Origin of the sequence: Winogradskyella rapida (assembly GCF_042675845.1) — a bacterium.
GTDB classification, from domain to species: domain Bacteria; phylum Bacteroidota; class Bacteroidia; order Flavobacteriales; family Flavobacteriaceae; genus Winogradskyella; species Winogradskyella rapida.
The window spans coordinates 1,614,737-1,634,303 of record NZ_JBHTKM010000063.1 but is presented as its reverse complement, the minus strand read 5'-3'; the positions used below and the strand labels follow the sequence as shown (position 1 = coordinate 1,634,303).

At 37.1% G+C, this 19,567-nt stretch carries 20 protein-coding genes and 1 tRNA gene; 11 read left to right on the top strand and 10 right to left on the bottom strand.

All coding sequences use genetic code 11. The annotated features are described in order from the left end of the window. Nucleotides 1-124 precede the first annotated feature (124 nt). The 5 genes from ACFQ13_RS14360 to ACFQ13_RS14340 form a co-directional block, all read right to left on the bottom strand. Nucleotides 125-2,278, bottom strand: coding sequence for a prolyl oligopeptidase family serine peptidase (locus tag ACFQ13_RS14360; RefSeq protein ID WP_386118516.1), 2,154 nt, complete (start codon nt 2,276-2,278; stop codon nt 125-127). 180 nt (nt 2,279-2,458) lie between these two features. Further along, entirely contained in the window at nt 2,459-3,448 is a 990-nt protein-coding gene (locus tag ACFQ13_RS14355; protein WP_386118513.1) for an aspartate-semialdehyde dehydrogenase, read from the bottom strand. A gap of 279 nt (nt 3,449-3,727) precedes the next feature. Then, nucleotides 3,728-4,129, bottom strand: coding sequence for a large conductance mechanosensitive channel protein MscL (gene mscL, locus ACFQ13_RS14350; RefSeq protein WP_386118511.1), 402 nt, complete (start codon nt 4,127-4,129; stop codon nt 3,728-3,730). 76 nt (nt 4,130-4,205) lie between these two features. Next, complete coding sequence (gene alr / locus ACFQ13_RS14345) at nt 4,206-5,315, bottom strand: alanine racemase (RefSeq protein WP_386118509.1); 1,110 nt, start codon at nt 5,313-5,315, stop codon at nt 4,206-4,208. Further along, complete coding sequence (locus ACFQ13_RS14340) at nt 5,308-5,955, bottom strand: thymidine kinase (RefSeq protein WP_114308192.1); 648 nt, start codon at nt 5,953-5,955, stop codon at nt 5,308-5,310. Before ACFQ13_RS14340 ends, alr begins: the two co-directional genes overlap by 8 nt. Nucleotides 5,956-6,139: 184 nt before the next feature. On the opposite strand from ACFQ13_RS14340, the gene ACFQ13_RS14335 reads away from it, so the two are divergent. From ACFQ13_RS14335 to ACFQ13_RS14315, 5 genes are all read left to right on the top strand, one after another. Further along, nucleotides 6,140-6,970 carry a hypothetical protein gene (locus tag ACFQ13_RS14335; RefSeq protein WP_386118506.1) on the top strand — a complete coding sequence of 277 codons (831 nt, stop codon included), beginning with the start codon at nt 6,140-6,142 and terminating at the stop codon, nt 6,968-6,970. Next, complete coding sequence (locus ACFQ13_RS14330) at nt 6,970-7,326, top strand: DoxX family protein (RefSeq protein ID WP_114308190.1); 357 nt, start codon at nt 6,970-6,972, stop codon at nt 7,324-7,326. Before ACFQ13_RS14335 ends, ACFQ13_RS14330 begins: the two co-directional genes overlap by 1 nt. A 42-nt stretch (nt 7,327-7,368) precedes the next feature. Then, nucleotides 7,369-8,043, top strand: a complete 675-nt coding sequence (gene rsmI / locus ACFQ13_RS14325) for a 16S rRNA (cytidine(1402)-2'-O)-methyltransferase (protein ID WP_386118504.1) — start codon at nt 7,369-7,371, stop codon at nt 8,041-8,043. Between the two features lie 5 nt (nt 8,044-8,048). Beyond that, entirely contained in the window at nt 8,049-8,393 is a 345-nt protein-coding gene (locus tag ACFQ13_RS14320) for a HopJ type III effector protein (RefSeq protein ID WP_386118502.1), read from the top strand. Nucleotides 8,394-8,521: 128 nt separating this feature from the next. After that, on the top strand, nt 8,522-9,883 hold the full coding sequence (locus tag ACFQ13_RS14315) for a dihydrolipoyl dehydrogenase family protein (protein ID WP_386118500.1): 1,362 nt from the start codon (nt 8,522-8,524) through the stop codon (nt 9,881-9,883). Between the two features lie 97 nt (nt 9,884-9,980). Here ACFQ13_RS14315 and ACFQ13_RS14310 read toward each other — a convergent pair whose 3' ends face one another. After that, nucleotides 9,981-10,583: a carboxymuconolactone decarboxylase family protein gene (locus ACFQ13_RS14310; protein WP_386118498.1), complete on the bottom strand. Its 603-nt coding sequence runs from the start codon at nt 10,581-10,583 to the stop codon at nt 9,981-9,983. Between the two features lie 111 nt (nt 10,584-10,694). Between ACFQ13_RS14310 and ACFQ13_RS14305 the strand changes: the two genes are divergently transcribed. The 4 genes from ACFQ13_RS14305 (at nt 10,695) to ACFQ13_RS14290 (ending at nt 15,447) form a co-directional block, all read left to right on the top strand. Next, nucleotides 10,695-11,123 (top strand): OsmC family protein, encoded by a 429-nt coding sequence (locus ACFQ13_RS14305; RefSeq protein WP_386118495.1) that lies wholly within the window; start codon nt 10,695-10,697, stop codon nt 11,121-11,123. Between the two features lie 100 nt (nt 11,124-11,223). Continuing rightward, nucleotides 11,224-12,915: a single-stranded-DNA-specific exonuclease RecJ gene (recJ, locus tag ACFQ13_RS14300; RefSeq protein WP_386118493.1), complete on the top strand. Its 1,692-nt coding sequence runs from the start codon at nt 11,224-11,226 to the stop codon at nt 12,913-12,915. 69 nt (nt 12,916-12,984) lie between these two features. Beyond that, on the top strand, nt 12,985-14,094 hold the full coding sequence (locus ACFQ13_RS14295; RefSeq protein ID WP_386118492.1) for an OmpA family protein: 1,110 nt from the start codon (nt 12,985-12,987) through the stop codon (nt 14,092-14,094). Between the two features lie 87 nt (nt 14,095-14,181). Next, a complete protein-coding gene (locus ACFQ13_RS14290) occupies nt 14,182-15,447 on the top strand; it encodes an MFS transporter (protein ID WP_386118490.1) in 1,266 nt (421 codons plus the stop codon). A 2-nt stretch (nt 15,448-15,449) separates the two neighbouring features. Here ACFQ13_RS14290 and ACFQ13_RS14285 read toward each other — a convergent pair whose 3' ends face one another. Continuing rightward, entirely contained in the window at nt 15,450-16,202 is a 753-nt protein-coding gene (locus ACFQ13_RS14285; protein ID WP_386119464.1) for a UDP-2,3-diacylglucosamine diphosphatase, read from the bottom strand. 10 nt (nt 16,203-16,212) lie between these two features. Continuing rightward, nucleotides 16,213-16,665 carry a 6-pyruvoyl trahydropterin synthase family protein gene (locus ACFQ13_RS14280; RefSeq protein WP_386118488.1) on the bottom strand — a complete coding sequence of 151 codons (453 nt, stop codon included), beginning with the start codon at nt 16,663-16,665 and terminating at the stop codon, nt 16,213-16,215. A gap of 125 nt (nt 16,666-16,790) precedes the next feature. Here ACFQ13_RS14280 and ACFQ13_RS14275 point away from each other — a divergent pair, with 125 nt between their 5' ends. After that, on the top strand, nt 16,791-17,420 hold the full coding sequence (locus ACFQ13_RS14275; protein ID WP_386118486.1) for a 2OG-Fe(II) oxygenase: 630 nt from the start codon (nt 16,791-16,793) through the stop codon (nt 17,418-17,420). Nucleotides 17,421-17,552: 132 nt separating this feature from the next. Here the strand turns inward: ACFQ13_RS14275 and ACFQ13_RS14270 are convergent, their stop codons facing one another. Continuing rightward, the gene (locus ACFQ13_RS14270) at nt 17,553-18,887 is read right to left on the bottom strand and encodes an MATE family efflux transporter (RefSeq protein ID WP_386118483.1); all 1,335 of its coding nucleotides are present in this window, start codon (nt 18,885-18,887) and stop codon (nt 17,553-17,555) included. After that, complete coding sequence (locus ACFQ13_RS14265; RefSeq protein ID WP_386118480.1) at nt 18,884-19,384, bottom strand: GNAT family N-acetyltransferase; 501 nt, start codon at nt 19,382-19,384, stop codon at nt 18,884-18,886. Before ACFQ13_RS14265 ends, ACFQ13_RS14270 begins: the two co-directional genes overlap by 4 nt. 77 nt (nt 19,385-19,461) lie before the next feature. On the opposite strand from ACFQ13_RS14265, the gene ACFQ13_RS14260 reads away from it, so the two are divergent. After that, nucleotides 19,462-19,535: transfer RNA gene (locus ACFQ13_RS14260), tRNA-Ala, on the top strand. Nucleotides 19,536-19,567: the final 32 nt, after the last annotated feature.

Genomic DNA, 19,567 nt, shown 5'->3' with positions numbered 1-19,567 from the left:
CTACCTCATCACCCTTCTTTTTTGATTGTACAATTCCTACACATGTGCCCTGAAGGCTTGCTGAAATAGGACTAGTCTTATAACGTTTAGGTTTCCCTAAAACGCCCTGTCTATAGTGTAATTATTACTTTTCTAATGCTGTTGGTAAAGTTTTAAAACCCATATTATAAAGCGTAAATCCGTAGATATCGGCAAATTGTTCTATGGTTTTACTTACCGGTGTTCCGGCCCCGTGGCCTGCATCTGTTTCAATTCTAATTAATGTAGGGTTTTCACCCGTTTGCTTGCTTTGTAGTTCTGCAGCAAACTTAAAACTATGCGCAGGCACCACCCGATCATCATGATCTCCTGTGGTAACCAATGTGGCAGGATATGCGGTTCCTTCTTTTACATTATGTACAGGAGAATAGCCTTTTAAATAGTTAAACATCTCCTTGGTATCTTCTGCCGTTCCGTAATCATAAGCCCAACCAGCACCAGCGGTAAAAGTATGATAACGTAACATGTCTAAAACGCCAACGGCAGGCAAAGCCACCTTCATTAACTCCGGACGCTGCGTCATGGTAGCGCCTACGAGTAAACCGCCGTTAGAGCCCCCTCTAATCGCTAAGAAATCTGAGGTTGTATATTTTTCACTAATAAGGTATTCTGCTGCGGCAATAAAATCGTCAAATACATTTTGTTTTTGAAGTTTAGTCCCAGCATCGTGCCATGCTTTTCCGTATTCACCACCACCTCTAAGATTAGGTACTGCATAAACTCCACCTTGTTCCATCCAAACAGCATTGGCGATACTAAAACTCGGTGTTAAACTTACATTAAAACCTCCGTAGCCATACAGAATGGTTGGGTTTTCACCGTTTAATCTAAGTCCTTTTTTGTGTGTGATAATCATAGGAACTTTAGTGCCGTCTTTCGAAGTATAAAAGACCTGCTTGCTTTCGTAATCTTCAGGATTGAAATCGATATTAGGCTTTTTATAAAGTTCTGAGGCCCCGCTTTCAATAGAATATTTATAGATACTCCCTGGTGTGACGTAATTAGCAAAAGAGTAATACAATTCTGTTTCTTCCTTTTTAGCACTAAATCCTCCTGCCGTTCCTATTCCCGGTAATTCTACCGCTCTAACAAGTTGGCCTTCGTAATCATATTGAAAGACTTTTGAAACCGCATCTACCATATAATGGGCAAAAAAGTAACCCCCGGCAGTCGTTGGCGTTAAAACGTTTTTGGTTTCCGGAATAAAATCAACCCAGTGTTCTGGTGTAGGATGAGACGCCTCTACCGTTACAATTTTCTCGTTTGGTGCGTCTAGGTTTGTCGCAATATAAAGTTTGGTCCCTACGTTCTCAATAATATTAGAATCAGAATTGGTATGCCCTAAAATTTCTATTAATGGTGCGTTAGCGACTGATAAATCTTTTATATAAAGTTTATTCCCCGAGGTAGACACTCTAGGCGTAATCACTAAATAGCGATCATCTTCCGTCACCGTAGCATAGATATAACGATGTTTTTCTTCTCGCGTACCGCCGTAGATTAATTGATCTTCAGACTGCGGTGTTCCTAATTTATGATAATACACCTTATGCTGATCTGTTTTGGCTGACAATTCGCTCCCTTTAGGCTTATCGTAACTTGAATAATAAAACCCCTCATTCTTATACCAAGACATGCCGCTAAATTTAATGTCTACCAAAGTATCTTCAACAATAGTTTTGGTCTCGGTATTCATGATTAAGATTTTTCGCCAATCACTTCCACCTTCAGAAATGGCATAGGCTAGAGTTTTTCCATCTTTTGAAAAACTAGTGCCTCCTAATGAGATGGTACCATCTTCTTTAAAGCTATTAGGATCTAAAAAGACCTCTGCTGTGCTTGGGTCTGCTCCTGTTTTATACCTGTAAATCACATATTGATTCTGAAGCCCATCATTTTTATAAAAATAAGTATAGTCTCCTTCTTTAAAAGGCGCTCCAATCTTCTCATAATTCCATAAGGTCGTAAGACGCTCTTTTAAAGCTTTGCGGTAAGGAATTTGATCTAAATAATTATAAGTTACTTTATTTTGCGCCTTTACCCAAGCCTCTGTCTCCGTACTTCTATCGTCCTCTAACCAACGGTAAGGATCTGCAACAGCCACATCAAAATAAGTGTCTATAGTATCTACTTTTTGGGTTTGAGGGTAATCTACAGTAATGGGTTTCATGCTTTCAGTTTCATTTTTACAAGAGACAAAAATACTTAACGCTAAAGCAAGGAAGGGAAGTTTTTTCATAATTAGGTGTTTTTATAACTTACAATTTCATTTTAAAGTTAAGTTTTGAGTTTTACGAGAACGCTTTAACTCAAAACTTAACCTAAAATTGGAAGTACAATATAAGCATAATTTCAGCCACCTAATTAAGCAATAGACTGAAAAACAAAAAGCTGCTTATACTTTTAAGATTAAAACACCTTAAACAAGATCGTTTTTAATAAGGTATTCTGCAATTTGTACGGTGTTTGTCGCTGCACCTTTTCTAAGGTTATCACTCACCACCCATAAGTTTAAAGTGTTTGCTTGCGACACATCACGTCTAATACGTCCTACAAAAACATCATCTTTACCATGCGCATACATTGGCATTGGATAAAGGTTTTCGTCTAAATTATCTTGAAGTGTTACTCCATCAGTACTATCGAGTAAGCTTTTAACCTCTGCAAGATCAAAATCAGACTCAAATTCTACGTTAATAGCTTCACTATGTCCACCTGCAGTTGGAATTCTAACAGCAGTTGCAGTAACTGCAATACTATCATCCCCTAAAATTTTACGGGTTTCATTCACCAATTTCATTTCTTCCTTGGTATAACCATTATCTTCAAAAACATCACAATGAGGAATAGCATTTTTATGAATTGGGTAAGGATAAGCCATATCGCCTTCTTTACCTGCAATTTCATTTTCTAATTGTTCTACCGCTTTTACTCCTGTTCCCGATACCGATTGGTACGTAGACACAACGATACGTTTAATCTTATATTTTTCGTGTAAAGGCGCTAAAGCCATAACCATTTGAATGGTTGAGCAATTAGGATTTGCGATAATTTTATCGGTTGCTGCTAATTCCGCGGCATTGATTTCTGGTACCACTAATTTTTTTGAACCATCCATTCTCCAAGCCGAAGAATTATCGATAACTGTTGTTCCGACTTCAGCAAATTTTGGTGCCCATTCTAAGGAAGTCCCACCACCAGCAGAAAACAAAGCAATATCTGGACGTTCTTCAATAGCGGCAGGAATACTAATGACTGTAATATCCTTACCTTTATACTGTAATACCTTACCTGCAGAACGCTCTGAAGCGACTAATAATAATTCATCTAAAGGAAAGTTACGTTCCTCTAATACTTTTAGCATCACGTTGCCAACCATACCTGTTGCACCTACAATTGCTACTTTCATACGTTTATATTTTTAATGTTCTTAGGTCCTATATGCATTATAACGCCCTCATTTAAAGTCCTTATGCAGGGTTATAATTTTTTTATAAAGACACAACTCTAAGATATCAAAATTAGAATATTTCTTTTACTCTTAAGGGGTAATTAGCTTTAAAAATCTCATAAAAATAAGGAGGATTCATTATGAGATGTGCACCAGACCTTTTAAAACAAAGAAAACCCAGGCTGTTATCGCCTGGGTTTGGTTAAAATAATAGTGTAGCGATGCTGCTAAACGGTCTTATTTTTTTAAAGAATCTCTGATTTCTTTTAATAAATCGATTTCAGATGGTCCAGATGGCGCAGCAGGAGCTGGCTCTTCTTTCTTCTTCATTTTATTAACTCCTTTTACTACAAGGAACATAACAAATGCTACAATGATAAAGTCAATAACGTTTGTTAAAAACGTTCCGTATTCTAAAAATACGTCTCCAACACGTTCTCCAGCATCGTTTAAAGTTCCTTCTTTAAGCTGATACCTCAACGCTTTGAAATCTGAATTAAAGATCATTCCAATTAATGGAGAAACGATTCCTCCTGTAAACGCAGTAACTACTTCTTTAAAAGCAGCACCCATAACAAAACCAACTGCAATGTCTATAAGGTTCCCCTTCATTGCAAATTCCTTGAATTCTTTTAACATAATGTTCTAATTTTTTAGTTAGGCTATTTAATATGACACCAAGTTAAGAAAAAAGTCACAAAATGTTAAAAAAAGATTATTCTCCTACAATAATTCGTTTAATACGCTGAGAGAGTGCAGTTAAGATTTCATAAGAAATAGTGGCAGCAGATTCGGCTAAGGTGTTTGCTTTATACTTGGCATCAAAAACAATAACCTCATCACCTTCTTGGCAATTAATATCCGTTACGTTCACCATAATCATGTCCATACATACATTTCCAACAATAAATGCTTTCTGGTCGTTGATATAAACAAATCCTTTTTTCTGACCATAAATACGGCTCAACCCATCGGCATGACCAATAGGAATCGTTGCAATACACTCTTTTCGTGAAGTAGTAAAAGCTCTGTTATACCCTACGGAATGTCCTTTTTCTACCTCATGAATTTGAGAAATAACCGATTTTAAACTTGCTATAGGTTGTAAATTAGCATCCTCTTCGTCACAGTTACCAAACCCATATAAGCCAATACCACTTCTCACCATATTAAAATGAGCTTCAGAATAATTAATAATACCCGATGTATTACAAAGATGCATCCAAGGTGTTGTTCCGGAAAGGCGCTTAAAGGTTTCTGCGAAGGTTTTAAAACGATTAATCTGTAAGGCTGTAAAATCGTTCTCCGTAAGATCTTCACTAGCCGCTAAATGTGAAAAAATAGACTTAGCTTGTACGGCTTTAGTGGCGCTTAACTGTTCAGTAATCCCTGCGATATCTTGTTCGCCAAAGCCTAAACGATTTAATCCGGTATTAAATTTAATATGAACAGGATAATTGGTCTGCCCTCTTTTTTCCGCAGTAGCAATAAAGTCTTTTAAAAGTCGTGCGCTGTAAATACTCGGTTCTAAACAGCGATCTATTAAGGTATCTGCATTTAAAGATTGTGGATGCAGTACCAATATCGGCGTCCTAATCCCGGCGTCTCTTAGAACAACGCCCTCTTGGGTATAGGCCACCGCAAAATAATCAACCCCTAGCGTTTCCAGGTGTTTTGCGATTGCTACAGAGTCGCTCCCGTAAGCAAAGGCTTTAACAACGGCTAAAAACTTAGTTTCTGGTTGTAATTTCGATTTTAAATAATGGTAATTATGCGTTAGCGCGCTCAAATTAATTTCAAGCACTGTTTCTTGAACCTTAGGCATTGGTCTCGTCCTGATTAAAATCTAATTCTTGAGGATCTACTACCGTGACGTTTTTCAGCTTATCGCGTTGTACGCTTTTAAAATAAGCCGCTCTACTTAGAGGTTCGTACTCATCAACTTCACCTAATAAAACCAACTCATCACTAAGGGCTTTACGGTGACTGTATTGCGCTAGATTTCCTGTTTTTGTGCACACCGCATGGACTTTAGTCACATACTCTGCCGTAGCCATTAAATTAGGCATGGGTCCAAAGGGGTTTCCTTTAAAATCCATATCTAATCCCGCTACAATAACACGAATTCCTTTATTAGCTAAATCATTACACACACGCACAATCCCTTCATCAAAAAACTGCGCTTCATCAATCCCTACCACATCGCAACCATCTGCCAAAATAGGAATGTTAGCAGCGGCCGGAACCGGTGTTGAACGGATTTCATTAGCATCATGAGAGACCACCATATCTTCATCGTAACGTGTATCTACGGCGGGCTTAAAAATTTCAACTCTCTGTTTGGCAAATTTTGCACGCTTTAATCGTCTAATTAACTCTTCGGTTTTACCGGAGAACATTGAGCCACAGATGACTTCAATCCATCCAAATTGTTCTTTCTGATTTACTGTATTTTCGAGAAACATTTTGTAATTTTAGCACTAAATCGAAGTTGTTCTTCGAGATTATAAGGTGAGACAAATTTATTAAAAAATCGATAGCAAAACTTACGAAAAGCGAATAAAGAAATTATATTTCCATTTGCAACACGCACATCGATAGGATAAAAAAAGAAAAAACTAAAGTGCTTCATTATAAAAATTTAGAACTATGAAAAAGAAATTAGAATCAGAATTAGTAAGTATTGCCCATAGGATTCTAAAATTATCTGGAAGAGAAGACCTCAGTAAACTTCATGAAGAAGTTGCTCTACTTTATGAAAAACTAACGGTTTTAAAATTTGCCGAAGAGAATTTTGAGGACAAAATACCAAAAATTGGAAACGATTCTTCATTTTTCAGTATGCTTGAAACGGCCTTTAATAACAAGTTTAGCGACAACATTGAAGTGGAAGACAAAACGTACATTCACTTAGATGAAAAGGAAGATGATGGCATTATGGAGCCGGTAATGACTAAAATTAAAGACTTGGTGGCCCAAATGCCCGAAGACGATGAGGCCCAAGCTGACGTTGCCATAGAACAACCAAAAGTTGAAGCGAAGGCTCCAACCCCAAAACAACCTGAAGCACCAAAACCTACAGAATCTTTATTTGAACAAGATTTACCGAAAGACAACCCAAGCACACCAACCCTTCAATTTGATGATATTACATCGGGCTTTGATACCATTCCGGAATTTGAACCTATTGAAGAGGCTAAAAAACGTGAGGCTGAAACTGCAAGTAAATCATTAAACGACCGACTAAAAGGTCAGAATTTAAAAATAGGATTAAACGATAAGTTGGCATTTATAAAGCATTTATTTGAAGGAGAAAGTGAAAGTTACGACCGTGTTATTTCTCAAATTAACACCACAAGCTCCCTATCTGAGGCTAAAACCTTAATTTCTGAAATGGTAAAACCCGACTATAACAATTGGGAAGGAAAAGAAGAATACGAGGAACGTTTTCTGCAACTTATTGAAGGCAAATATAATTAATGAAACTTAAAAAAATAACCTATTGGGTTTGCACCCTAGCTTTATGTTTTATTTTCCTGTATTCTGCGCAGATGTATTTTTTTAATACTGCTATGATGCAAGGATATTTTGAAAACTTAACCTATCCCAGTTATATTGTTATTCCGCTTGCCGTATTAAAAGTACTTGGTGTGGGAATGGTGTTATGGCGCAAAAGCAAATGGCTTACAGAATGGGCCTATGCCGGTTTTTTCTTTGATTTGGTGCTTGCAACCGCTGCCCATTACAATGCTGACCACGGGATTTTTGGAATTTCCTTTTATGGCTTACTCCTGCTTTTCCCTTCCTATTTTTTAGGCAAATACATAAGAGATTAAATTATAATTATAAAACTATCCTCGATTTTTCAGGATCTACATATGAGTCAACTTTACTTAGTACCAACACCCATTGGAAATTTAAAAGACATGACCTTTAGAGCGGTTGAAGTTTTAAAGGAAGCGGATTTAATTTTAGCTGAAGACACCAGGACTTCTGGAAAGCTATTAAAGCATTACGAAATTACCACCCCTATGCAAAGCCATCATATGCACAATGAGCATAAAACGGTGGATGCTTTAATAGAAAAATTAAAATCAGGAATGACCATTGCCGTTATTAGCGATGCGGGCACACCTGCTATTTCAGACCCTGGGTTTTTATTAGTTAGAGCCTGTGTAGAACAGCAAATTAAAGTGAACTGCCTCCCTGGCGCTACAGCCTTTGTCCCTGCCTTAGTTAACAGTGGTTTACCTAATGATAAATTTGTTTTTGAAGGATTTCTACCTGTAAAAAAAGGGCGCCAGACTCGATTACTCCTTTTAGCTGAAGAAACCAGAACAATCATTTTTTACGAAAGCCCACATAAGTTAGTAAAAACTTTAGGACACTTCTGTGAGTACTTTGGAGAGGACCGATTAGTTTCCGTTTCACGAGAAATCACGAAGCTTTACGAAGAAACCATAAGAGGAACCGTAAAAGAAGTTCTAGCCCATTACACCAACAAACCGCCTAAAGGAGAAATTGTAATTATTGTAGACGGAAAACACAAATAGCACTTATGACCTTAGAAGATTTTTTAGCGAAACTTAAATCGCAACCGGAAGCTATTGCGTTTTCTGAAACCATGACCGTTATAGAGGCGTATTATCAGTTTACACCAACCGCTTTTAGTAATGGTAACTTAGAAAACTCAGCAGATGAGAACCAAGGCTCTTGTAAGCTATTTGCCTTTGCTATAGACCAAAATTTAAGCAAACCCGAAACCTTAGCCTGTTTTGGTGCCCATTATTTTAAAGATGTAGCCATCAAGCCTGAAGGTACAGGACATCAGAACATCCGGAATTTTATAATGACAGGGTTTGAGGGTTTAGCCTTTAAAACATTTCCTTTAAATCGCTTGTAGCCTTTTGACCTTTTAAAGGGTAAAAAACAATGGCAGCACTTAGACTTTCGTAATTGGGTTAACCTTTAGTGGAACAGCAGCAGCATTTGCCGAATGCTTTTTTTAATTTTCTCGTTCAAATTAAAGTTATGGAAACAATTCACTACGATGTATTTGTTATTGGGAGCGGTATTGCGGGACAAACCGCAGCGAAAGCCTGCACTAAAAAAGGACTAAAGGTTGCTATTGCAGACAACCGAATTTATGGAGGCACCTGTGCCATACGTGGCTGTGACCCTAAAAAAGTGCTCATGCAGTTTGCAGATTTAATGCAAAAATCATCACAGCTGAAAGACCTAGGGGTTACTGAAGTGCCAAAGATAGATTGGAAAACCGTTCAGAAGTTTAAAACCTCCTTTACGCAGCCCGTACCTTTAGCTACTGAAGAAGATTTATCGCAACTTGGCATTGACCTTTACCACCAATCCCCGAAATTTATAAGTAAAAATGAAGTTCTTGTTGAAGGAAAAACCATTACCGCCGATAAATTTGTTATCGCCACAGGACTTATTCCAAGACCTTTAAATATACAAGGCTCTAATCTCCTAAAAACTAGTGATGCGCTTTTAAATATGAAAAACATTCCTAATTCGGCCGTATTTATTGGTTCCGGATATGTGGGCATGGAATTTAGCTATATGTTAGCCGCTATGGGATGCAAGGTTACCCTTATAGAGTTAAGCGATCAACCGTTGGCGCCATTCGATACATTTTTAGTGGACAAACTCGTTAAAGTTTTAGAAAAAATGGGAATCACCTTTATATTTAAAGCGAAACCCCTTGCTATAGAAAAATTAAAAAAGAACGTCAAACTCACCTATGAGAAGGATGGCGAAGAATTTACCCTCAAAGCAAGAAAGATTTTTAATACTTCGGGACGAGTTCCAGCTATTGAAAAACTTAATGTAGAACAAGCGGACATTGATGCTGATGCAACAGGAATCGTTGTCAATGATTATATGCAAAGCACAAGCCATAGCCATGTTTATGCTTGTGGCGATGTTTCTAGCAAATCTTTACCCTTAACGCCACTTTCTGGATTACAAGGTTATATTGCCGGACATAATATTGTCAATGGAAATACTAAAACTTTTGAAGACCCATTAGTGCCATCTATAGTCTTTACACATCCACAATTGGCAATGGTTGGCTATTCTGAAGCCGAAGCCAAAAGCCGTTATAAAAATATAAAAGTCTATAAAGGTGACGCTTCAAAATGGTACAATGCTAAAAAAGAAAACGCAGAGGTCTATGCCTATAAAATTTTAGTAAACGAGCGTACCAATACTATTGTTGGAGCGCATTTACTAAGCAACCAAGCTAATGAAACTATCAATATTTTAACCATGGCTATCAATACCCAAATGACGGTAACCGAATTTAAAAAACAGATATTTACATACCCTTCCTATAGCAATGATTTAAAGAGCATGCTAAAAGACAAGGATTAACATTTTTAATCCTTGCCCTATTAGTTTTGGCTTGTCTTTCAGAATAAAACAGCAACGATTTCAACATTAAAACAGAAACCTTTTAGCGATTGCTACTTTAGTATTTAGAGCCATCGTGTTTGCCCACCTCATAACCGTGTTTACCTAAATATTTGTGTCCACTCTCAACGGCACCCTCTTCAATTGTGGTTCCCATAGAGTCATTCCAACGGTTTAAATAGCCAAATAAGGAAATGACCCCTAACATTTCTACAATTTCACCCTCATCCCAATATTGGTATAAGCGCTCTTTTATTTCAGCGTTTACGGCATTGGGCACTTGCGAGGCCGCTAAACTAAAATCCAGTGCTGCACGTTCGGCTTCAGAAAAAGCATCATGCGTTCGGTAATCCCAAATGTGCTCTAACTGCTCTTGCTCTGCCCCATAACGTTCTGCAGCTCTAATAGCATGTGCTTGGCAATAGCGACAACCAGTGGCATTACTACTCACCCAAGCAATCATTCGTTTTAAAGCCGAAGTAACGCGGCCTTCATTCGCCATAACGGCCTTATTTAAATTAATAAACGCCTTACTTATTGCAGGTCGGCGCTGCATGGTTAAAACGGAGTTGGGGCAAAACCCTAGGGTTTCATTAAAAAATTCTGCCAATTCTTTGGTCTCTATATCGTGCTCTGCGGATAATGGAGTTACTAATGCCATATTATTTTTTTTTAAGTCGTATTTTTGAAATAACTAAGATAGTATTTTAAGAATTAGTATTATTACCAGGCTTAAATAAGACAAGCCTCTTCAAATTAAAAACTAAAAATCATGGTACATAAAACAACAACAATGTGGAAAGGCGGATTAACTTTTGAATCTGACAATCCAAGTGGAAAAACGGTCCTTATGGACACTAATATTGAAGGCTCTGACGAACGTCATGGACTTTCGCCTAAAGCAATGATGTTATCGTCATTAGCCGGATGCTCTGGTTTAGATGTGATTTCTACTTTAGATAAAATGAAAGTTGAAATTGACGATTTTAAAATGGATGTCTCTGGAGAACTTACCGAGGAACACCCTAAATATTACCACACCGTGGTGGTCGATTATCATTTTTATGGTGCAGAATTAAATGAAAAAAAATGTGAACGCGCCGTTAATTTATCTGTAGATAAATACTGTGGTGTTATGGAAATGTTTAGACGTTTCGCTAAGGTCGAAACCAACATCCATTTTCATAAAAGTTTAAACTAATTGATATTATAAGGTGCAGCGCATAGGTTAACAAGCTTAGATTACAAAACCTTAGGCTGCACGTATTTTACTACTGAATCCTAAATTTTGTTACGTTCGCATGCGCTGGACCTTAAAACCAAAACCAGACCCTTTAAAAGTTGAAGCCTTAAAAAACGCTCTTCAAGTAGACCATATCGTTGCTACGTTATTGGTGCAACGTGGCATTGAGGATTTTGACACTGCCAAAACGTTTTTTAGACCTAGTTTTAACGATCTCCACAATCCATACCTCATGAAAGATATGGATAAAGCTGTGGCACGTATTGAAAAAGCGATAGCCCAAGGTGAAAACATTATGGTTTATGGCGATTATGATGTGGATGGTACCACTTCTGTAGCTCTAATGTCCACTTACCTAAAGACCCGAACAGACACTGTAGCGACTTATATTCCAGATCGCTACGATGAAGGTTATGGGGTATCCTATCAAGGTATTGACTTTGCTCATGATAACGATTTTACGCTAATTGTGGCTTTAGATTGTGGTATAAAAGCCATAGAAAAAGTGGCTTATGCCAAAACAAAAGGTATTGATTTTATTATCTGTGATCACCACAGACCTGGTGATGAAATTCCAGATGCTGTAGCTGTTTTAGACCCCAAAAGAAAGGATTGCGATTATCCGTTTAAAGAACTCTGTGGCTGTGGGGTAGGTTTTAAACTCATTACCGCTCTTGCTGAAAACCAAGGCCAAACTGCCGAAGACTTAACGGAATATCTTGACTTGGTTGCCACGGCTATTGGAGCAGATATTGTGCCTATTGTAGAAGAAAATAGAGCCTTAGCTTATTTAGGCTTAAAAGTTATTAATAGCACACCGAGACCTGGAATGAAAGCTATTATCAATCAGGTTAAAAAGCAGATTCTTACCATTACAGATGTCGTTTTTACTATTGCGCCGCGTATTAATGCCGCAGGCCGTATGAAACATGGTAATTATGCGGTGAGGTTATTATCTGAAACCGATTTTGCACTTGCGGAGACTTATGCTTCAGAGATTGAAGAATATAATTCGGACCGAAAGGAAACGGATAAAAAAATCACCAAAGAAGCTTTAGCGCAAATTGAAGACAATAACGAGCAAGAGGGTTTTACAACAGTGGTTTACCATGAATCTTGGCACAAAGGCGTTATCGGTATTGTAGCCTCCCGACTAATAGAAACCTATTACAGGCCTACGCTCGTATTTACAAAAAGTGGTGATAAGTTGGCTGCTTCGGCACGTTCTGTAAAAGGTTTTGATGTCTATAATGCGCTTGAAGCTTGTTCTGAGCATATAGAACAATTTGGAGGTCACAAATATGCAGCAGGACTAACCTTAAAACCAGAAAATTACGAGGCCTTTAAAGCTAAATTTGAAAGTGTCGTTAAAGAACGTATTGATCCAAAATTATTAACCGAAGAGTTAAGTATTGATTTAGACATAGAACTTGGTGAAATTAATGATAAATTAATGCGCATCTTAAAACAATTTGCGCCATTTGGTCCTAATAATATGTCGCCGACGTTTATGACACAACATTTAAAAGATACAGGTTGGGGAAAATGCGTTGGTGAAGACGATAAACATATTCGATTAACGGTCACTCAATCCTTCAATGATAAAATTGTCTGTATTGGTTTTGGCTTAGGCGATAAAATAGGCCTTATTAAAAGCAAAAGACCATTTAGTGCGGCTTATGCTATTGATGAAAACCATTGGAATGGCAATGTGAGTTTACAGTTGAAATTGAAGGATATTAAAGCATGATAAACCCTGCAAGGTTTCTAAAACTTTGTAGGTATAAAATATAATCTATCCCCTTTTCGTTGATAAAACATGAAACAATCAATTCTATTGCTTTTCATTCTTTGTGGTTTTATTTCCATTGGGCAAAACTTAGTGCTCAACCCTAGTTTTGAAGACCATTTAACAAAACATTGTATTTCAATGTTAGGAGGTTTTAATATTCATATTACAAATTGGTCTATACCAAATTATGGATCAACAGATTTTTTTGATACATGTGAAAAGACGATGGGAGGCAGAAACTATAATGGGTTTCAAGAAGCTAAATCAGGAACAACTTATGCTGGCATGTATCTGTATACTGATAAAAACTACCGAGAATATATTCAAGGAGAACTCTCTAAAACATTAATAAAAGGGAAGAACTACAAAATGACGTTTTATTTGAGTTTAGCAGATAAATCGTCTTATGCGTTAAAGGATATTCAAGTTTTAATTACAGAAGAAAAGTTAAAGCCGTGCCATCATTCTAACAATTGTGAAAAAGCGATTAAACCGTCTAAAGCTACTGAAGGAAAGTTTAAAATGTATTCAAATACTGATGATGTTTATTTTTTAGATAAAGAATTATGGATTAAATATTCATTTGAATTTGAAGCTGAGGGTTATGAAAACTATTTTTCAATAGGCAATTTTTATAGAAATTCTAAAACGAAAAAACAAAGTTCCTTGTCTAATAGTCCTTACTTTTTCTCTTATTACTATGTAGATGAGGTATCTATAGAACCATCAGAAAAAGAAGTAAACGTTAAAACGGAATCCTTTGTAAAGGCTAAAGAAACCTCCATTAAAACTAATGAGATTTACACGTTTAAGAACGTATTATTCGATTTTGATAAAGCCGAATTGTTAGAAGTTTCAAAAGAAGAATTGAATCAACTTTATAAATACTTAAAAACTAATCCTGAATTAAACGCGGAAATCTATGGTCATACCGATAACAGTGGCTTAGAAATTAGAAACCAAGAATTATCAGAACAACGCGCCAAAGCCGTTTCTAATTATTTAATTAAAAAAGGATTAGCTACCACACGCATTACGTCCTTTGGTTTTGGAAGTACGCAACCCATTTCAGATAATGATAGTGAAGAAGGGCGTCAATTAAATAGACGTGTTGCTTTTAAGTTGATTCAGGAATAAAATATTACGTTGCTTGTTTTACATTTGTATAGTAATACTGACCTGTTAGCTTATAACATATTACAGGTCGCTTAAATCTTAACTAAATTGGTAAAAAACGATCCCTACGCAGCACTAAGAATTAAGGAATTCAATATTTTTTTATTGGTGCGCTTTGCCTTAGTTTTTGGTTGGTCTATGCAATTTATTGTCATTGAATGGCAAGTCTACGCTTTAACCAATGACAAACTGAGTTTAGGCATTATAGGATTATGCGAGTTTTTACCAGTCTTTTTATTCGCGCCTTTTGCAGGCCATATCGTTGACAAAAAAGAAAAACGAAATCTGTTTACCCTTTGTATTGCCTTATTCTCCCTAATAAGTTTTGGCCTGTATTGGTTGACTTCAGAACAAATTGAATCGACTTGGAACGTCCGTCCTATTCTCTATAGCATTTATGGTCTCGTGTTTTTTGGTGGTGTTTTAAGAGCCTTTTTTGGCCCCACGATTTTCTCGTTGATTGCTCTCATTGTTCCTAAAAAAATATATCCTAATGCCGCAACATGGAGCAGTAGCACTTGGAAAGGTGCTAGTGTGTTTGGCGCCCTTTGTGGTGGGTTTTTAATTTCTTGGATTGGTGTTCATTATACCCTTGGTATTATATTTTCGTTAGTAATGCTCGCCTTAATCTTGGTTTTTGGCATTAAAAAGAAACCAATACTCAATACAAAAACCGGGGAATCTGTGATGGACAGTTTAAAGGTAGGCCTCACATTTGTATTTAATGATAAGGTAGTTTTAGGAGCACTAACACTAGATATGATTGCGGTGCTCTTTGGAGGTGCGGTCGCTATATTTGCTGTATTTGCCAAAGATGTTTTAGATGCAGGTCCGCGTGGATTCGGATTTTTGAATGCCGCGTTGTCCTCTGGAAGTATTATTACTATGGTTGCGACGACCTACATTCCGATTACAAAAAACACTGGTAAAAAACTATTAATTTCAGTTTTTGGCTTTGGAGTATTCATGATTGTATTTGGCGCCTCAAAACTACTTTGGTTAAGTCTTATCGCTTTATTTTTATCTGGCGTGTTTGATGGTGTATCTATGGTAATAAGGCAAACTATTCTACAACTTAAGACTCCAGACGATATGAGAGGACGGGTTGGTGCCGTCAACTCTATGTTTGTAGGCTCTTCTAATGAGCTTGGTGCGCTAGAAAGTGGAATAGCGGCAAAACTATTTGGTGCGCCATTGGCGGTAATCCTTGGTGGAACCGTAACACTCATTACCGTGGCCACCATGAGTTTTAAAAACAAAGCGCTCAGAGACTTGGACCTTACTAAAGATATTGATGCCCACGAAAAAGCTTAAAATTAGAATGTCTTTAATTCGAAAGTGTCGCCATCAAAAACACCATAAGTGTAATATTGAATCCAATCGCCTAGATTAATATACTTAGAATTTTCATTAAGTGGAATCTCTAAAGGCAGATGTCTATGACCAAACACAAAATAATCACGGTGTTTATCTTCAAGTTTACGTTTGCAATAAGCCACCAACCACTCGTTATCTTCACCTAGAAATTTAGCATCATCATCACCAGAAATCAGCTTATTTTTTACCGACATGTATTGCCCTATCCTAATGCCAATATCAGGATGCATCCATTTAAAACACCATTGAAAAAAAGGATTGGTAAACACTTTTTTCATGCGTTTGTATCCTTTATCTCCAGGACCTAAACCATCACCATGCCCAATAAACACGGAGGTGTCGTTAAAAGTGAATATTTTAGGTTCGTGGTAAACAGGAATACCCAATTCAGTTTTAAAATAATCCTTCATCCATAAATCATGGTTACCCACAAAAAAGAAAATTGGTATTCCAGAATCTGCTATTTCGGCTAGTTTTCCTAAGGTTCTTGTAAACCCTTTAGGGACCACGGTTTTATATTCAAACCAAAAATCGAATAAATCACCTAAAAGAAAAATGGCCGCAGCATCATCTTTTACCGTGTCTAACCATGCCACAAATTTCTTTTCACGCGGTCGTGAAGCTTCCTGAGTAGGTGCACCTAGATGATTATCTGATGCGAAATAGACTTTTTTGCCTTCAGCAATGTTTATGTGTTGGGGTTTACTCATTATCACTAGCAAACCATTCGGCGTAAGAAGACGCGGTTTCTGACAAGCGTAACGAATGCAATTTTATATTATCTGGCAGACGTTTCTTTATTTTATCAGCAAAATCAATCACCATCATTTCACTTGTAGGCTGGTAATCTACCAATAGCACGTTATGATCTCTATCGGCTAATTCTTTAGCAAGCTCTACATGTGGTGTATTTTGATTAAAAACGGTAGCATGATCAAACACATCGACAATATCTTCCTTTACGATTTTCTTTAAATCGCCAAAATCAATTACCATACCGTATTTTACATTGCTACTATCTGAAATTGGAGTACCAATTACAGTAACATACAAACGGTAGCTATGCCCATGCACGTTTTTACACTTCCCGTCGTAACCGTAAAGTGCGTGGCCTGTTTCAAAAGAAAACTGTTTTGTAATGCGAATTTTGCTCATGTGATTCTATATTATCTTGCAAAGATATTATAAATGTAAAAGGAATAGCTTTTTAGATTACATTTGCGCACTTTTTTTAATATTAAAAATGCAAATGATAGGATTCAATTTCTATAAAAGTCACGGTGAGTAACCTTTACGAAGCGATCCCGTTTATTGAAAATCCGCTTTACGAGCGCATTATTTCAGACATTTCATCTCAAAAATATAGTATTGTAGATGATTTTTTTTCCGAAGAAGAGGTCATTGCCTTAAGGCATTCTCTACTTTTAAAAGATGAAGAAGCCGCCTTTAAAACATCTGCCATTGGAAACAAAACCCATGAATTGGTTAAAAAAACCGTCCGTGGAGATCGAATTTTTTGGATCGATGAACGCGTTATCAATGTGACAGAACAGATGTTCTTTGCTAAAATTAACGATCTCCAAACCTATTTAAATCAAACTTGCTTTCTAGGCATCCAGGATAAGGAGTTTCATTATGCTATGTATCCTAAGGGGACGTTTTACAAACGGCATTTAGATACGTTTCAGAATGATGATAGGCGTAAATTATCTTTAGTCTGCTACCTTAACTCTGAAGATTGGCAACCTGAAAACGGTGGTGAGCTGGTCCTTTACTTAGATGGTAAAGACGAAGTCATTTATCCTTTGCCAGGGAAGGTTGTTATTTTTGAAAGTCAAGAATTAGAACACGAAGTAAAACCCGTAACGACCACAAGATTGAGTATTACAGGTTGGTTTAAAACACGATAACCGGGTTTTAACGTCTTTTAAATCTGTTAAATAAATATATAATAATCAAAGCTAGACCTAAAATTAGAAACAAGCCATTTCCGCCTAAAAAACCTAAAATATCCATATGTTCGTTTTATTTATAAGCCAAATTTAAGCGTTTTTGGCTAGTGATATAAAGGTTTTACGGAAATTTATAATTAGAGGTAATCCGCGTGCTATCATCCAAAAGGTAAAGGCAATAAAAATACCGTACAGTTTGTAGTCTAAATGATCGGTCCAGAATACGATAGGAACAAAAACGGCCAAGGTAGAAAACAGGAGTACATTTCTAAGGTATTTCATTTTACCTAGGCCTTTAAAAACACCATCAAAAATAAAAGCCAAGGCACATAAGGGTTGCATGGCCAAAATGATCCAAAACACCTTATAGAATTCACTTAAAACAGCCTCGTCATTACTAAAGATCCGTCCAATAGGATAATAAAATATAGCTCCTATGGTAGCAATTAAGACCCCAACCACAATACCGTATTTAATGAGTTTATTACTCAGTTCAATAAGGTTTTTATAATCTTTAGCTCCAAATAATTTCCCCGATAAGATATTTCCTGCGCCAGCATAACCATCAATGAGGAATGCGCCTAAAAACCATAGATTAATGGCAATGGTATAAGCTGCGATATAATTTTCACCATATTTTGTCGCAAAACTTGTGGCCAAATACAGCGCCAAATTAAGAGCTAAGGTTCTTATAAATAAATTAGCGATCATGAACACAAAACGTTTCATTTCAGAATTAAATGGCAATTTTACCAGAAGCGGAATATCGGTCTTTCTACGCAAATAAAACGCCGATAATAAGGCCATAACCACCTGCGCCAAGACACTTGCGTAAGCGGCGCCTTTAATGTGCATTGCAGGCAAGAAGCCATCAATACCATATACCAAAACTACATCTAAAGCAATATTTAAAACGGCCCCAACAATAGCAATAAGCATGGGATGATACGTGTTTTGAAGCCCTCTAAACGTGCCAAAAACAGCGATAGTAAATAAGGTAAAGGGAAAACCAAACACTCTTATTTGGTAATAGGTAACACTAAAATCTAATATTGGTCCGGCGGCATTATAAAGTTTAAATATAGAAGCGGCCAAAGGATAAGTCATGCCTATAATTAGTAAACTTAAAATGGTGATGATAAAAATGGCCTGAGCCGGCAAATTCTTTACAGCATTAAGCTGATTGGCGCCTAAGTATTGCGAGACTATAGAAGAAATAGCACTTCGGGTTTGGCCCAAAACCCATATCAGCATGGAGAAAAACGTTCCTACAATCCCTACAGCGGCCAAGGATGTCGTAGCTTCATAATCCATATTACCAATAATAGCGGCGTCTGTTAAAGACAAAATGGGTTCTGCCACACCTGCTATTAGGGCAGGGATCGCAAGCTTATTTATCTGTTTTAAGGTTATTGAGGTGCTCACAGGACTAGTTCATAACAATGAAAGGGATAGTCACTCTGATTTGGAAAGTGAATATCACCTAATTTTTTATAGCCGCGAAGTTCGTAAAACTTTTGGTTTCTTTTGTTTTTTGAAAAGGTATCTAATCTAATCGACTGGTATTTATGGGTCACAGCCTGCTGTTCTGCAAAAGACATGAGCTGTTGGGCATAGCCTAAGCCTTGAAATTCAGGATGAACGGCAAGCCTATGAATATAGAGGTTATGGCGATCTGTAGTAAGCCAATTCACGGCTTTGTACTCGGCATCCATACGTTTAGAACTAACAATACAGCCCACAATACGCGCATTGACTTTTAGGACATAGAGTTCTTCGCGCTCCACATCTTTAATAAAAACGTCTTGGTTAGGATAGCTGGCATTCCATTGGAAAATCCCCTGTGCGCTCATAGCCGCAGCACATGCTTTGGTAAGGTTTAAAACAGAAGGAATATCTGATAAGGTTGCTTTACAAATCATGAAAAATTATATTTAGCCTTCCGGCTCGTTTTTTTAATTAAAATTGAAAAATAAGACTATATTTACATCTGTATTAAGGGGATGTAGCTCAGTTGGCTAGAGCGCTTGACTGGCAGTCAAGAGGTCGTCGGTTCGAGCCCGATCTTCTCCACAACAAGCGTGTTTTTACACGCTTTTTTTATT

Excerpts from the sequence above, each read along its gene's own strand:
- ACFQ13_RS14295 (WP_386118492.1), top strand. The coding sequence starts at position 12,985 with ATGAAACAATCAATTCTATTGCTTTTCATTCTTTGTGGTTTTATTTCC.
- ACFQ13_RS14355 (WP_386118513.1), bottom strand. The coding sequence starts at position 3,448 with ATGAAAGTAGCAATTGTAGGTGCAACAGGTATGGTTGGCAACGTGATG.
- rsmI (WP_386118504.1), top strand. The coding sequence starts at position 7,369 with ATGAGTCAACTTTACTTAGTACCAACACCCATTGGAAATTTAAAAGAC.
- ACFQ13_RS14315 (WP_386118500.1), top strand. The coding sequence starts at position 8,522 with ATGGAAACAATTCACTACGATGTATTTGTTATTGGGAGCGGTATTGCG.
- alr (WP_386118509.1), bottom strand. The coding sequence starts at position 5,315 with ATGCCTAAGGTTCAAGAAACAGTGCTTGAAATTAATTTGAGCGCGCTA.
- ACFQ13_RS14280 (WP_386118488.1), bottom strand. The coding sequence starts at position 16,665 with ATGAGCAAAATTCGCATTACAAAACAGTTTTCTTTTGAAACAGGCCAC.
- ACFQ13_RS14305 (WP_386118495.1), top strand. The coding sequence starts at position 10,695 with ATGGTACATAAAACAACAACAATGTGGAAAGGCGGATTAACTTTTGAA.
- ACFQ13_RS14335 (WP_386118506.1), top strand. The coding sequence starts at position 6,140 with ATGAAAAAGAAATTAGAATCAGAATTAGTAAGTATTGCCCATAGGATT.
- ACFQ13_RS14330 (WP_114308190.1), top strand. The coding sequence starts at position 6,970 with ATGAAACTTAAAAAAATAACCTATTGGGTTTGCACCCTAGCTTTATGT.
- ACFQ13_RS14340 (WP_114308192.1), bottom strand. The coding sequence starts at position 5,955 with ATGTTTCTCGAAAATACAGTAAATCAGAAAGAACAATTTGGATGGATT.
- ACFQ13_RS14265 (WP_386118480.1), bottom strand. The coding sequence starts at position 19,384 with ATGATTTGTAAAGCAACCTTATCAGATATTCCTTCTGTTTTAAACCTT.
- recJ (WP_386118493.1), top strand. The coding sequence starts at position 11,224 with ATGCGCTGGACCTTAAAACCAAAACCAGACCCTTTAAAAGTTGAAGCC.
- ACFQ13_RS14360 (WP_386118516.1), bottom strand. The coding sequence starts at position 2,278 with ATGAAAAAACTTCCCTTCCTTGCTTTAGCGTTAAGTATTTTTGTCTCT.
- ACFQ13_RS14320 (WP_386118502.1), top strand. The coding sequence starts at position 8,049 with ATGACCTTAGAAGATTTTTTAGCGAAACTTAAATCGCAACCGGAAGCT.
- ACFQ13_RS14310 (WP_386118498.1), bottom strand. The coding sequence starts at position 10,583 with ATGGCATTAGTAACTCCATTATCCGCAGAGCACGATATAGAGACCAAA.
- mscL (WP_386118511.1), bottom strand. The coding sequence starts at position 4,129 with ATGTTAAAAGAATTCAAGGAATTTGCAATGAAGGGGAACCTTATAGAC.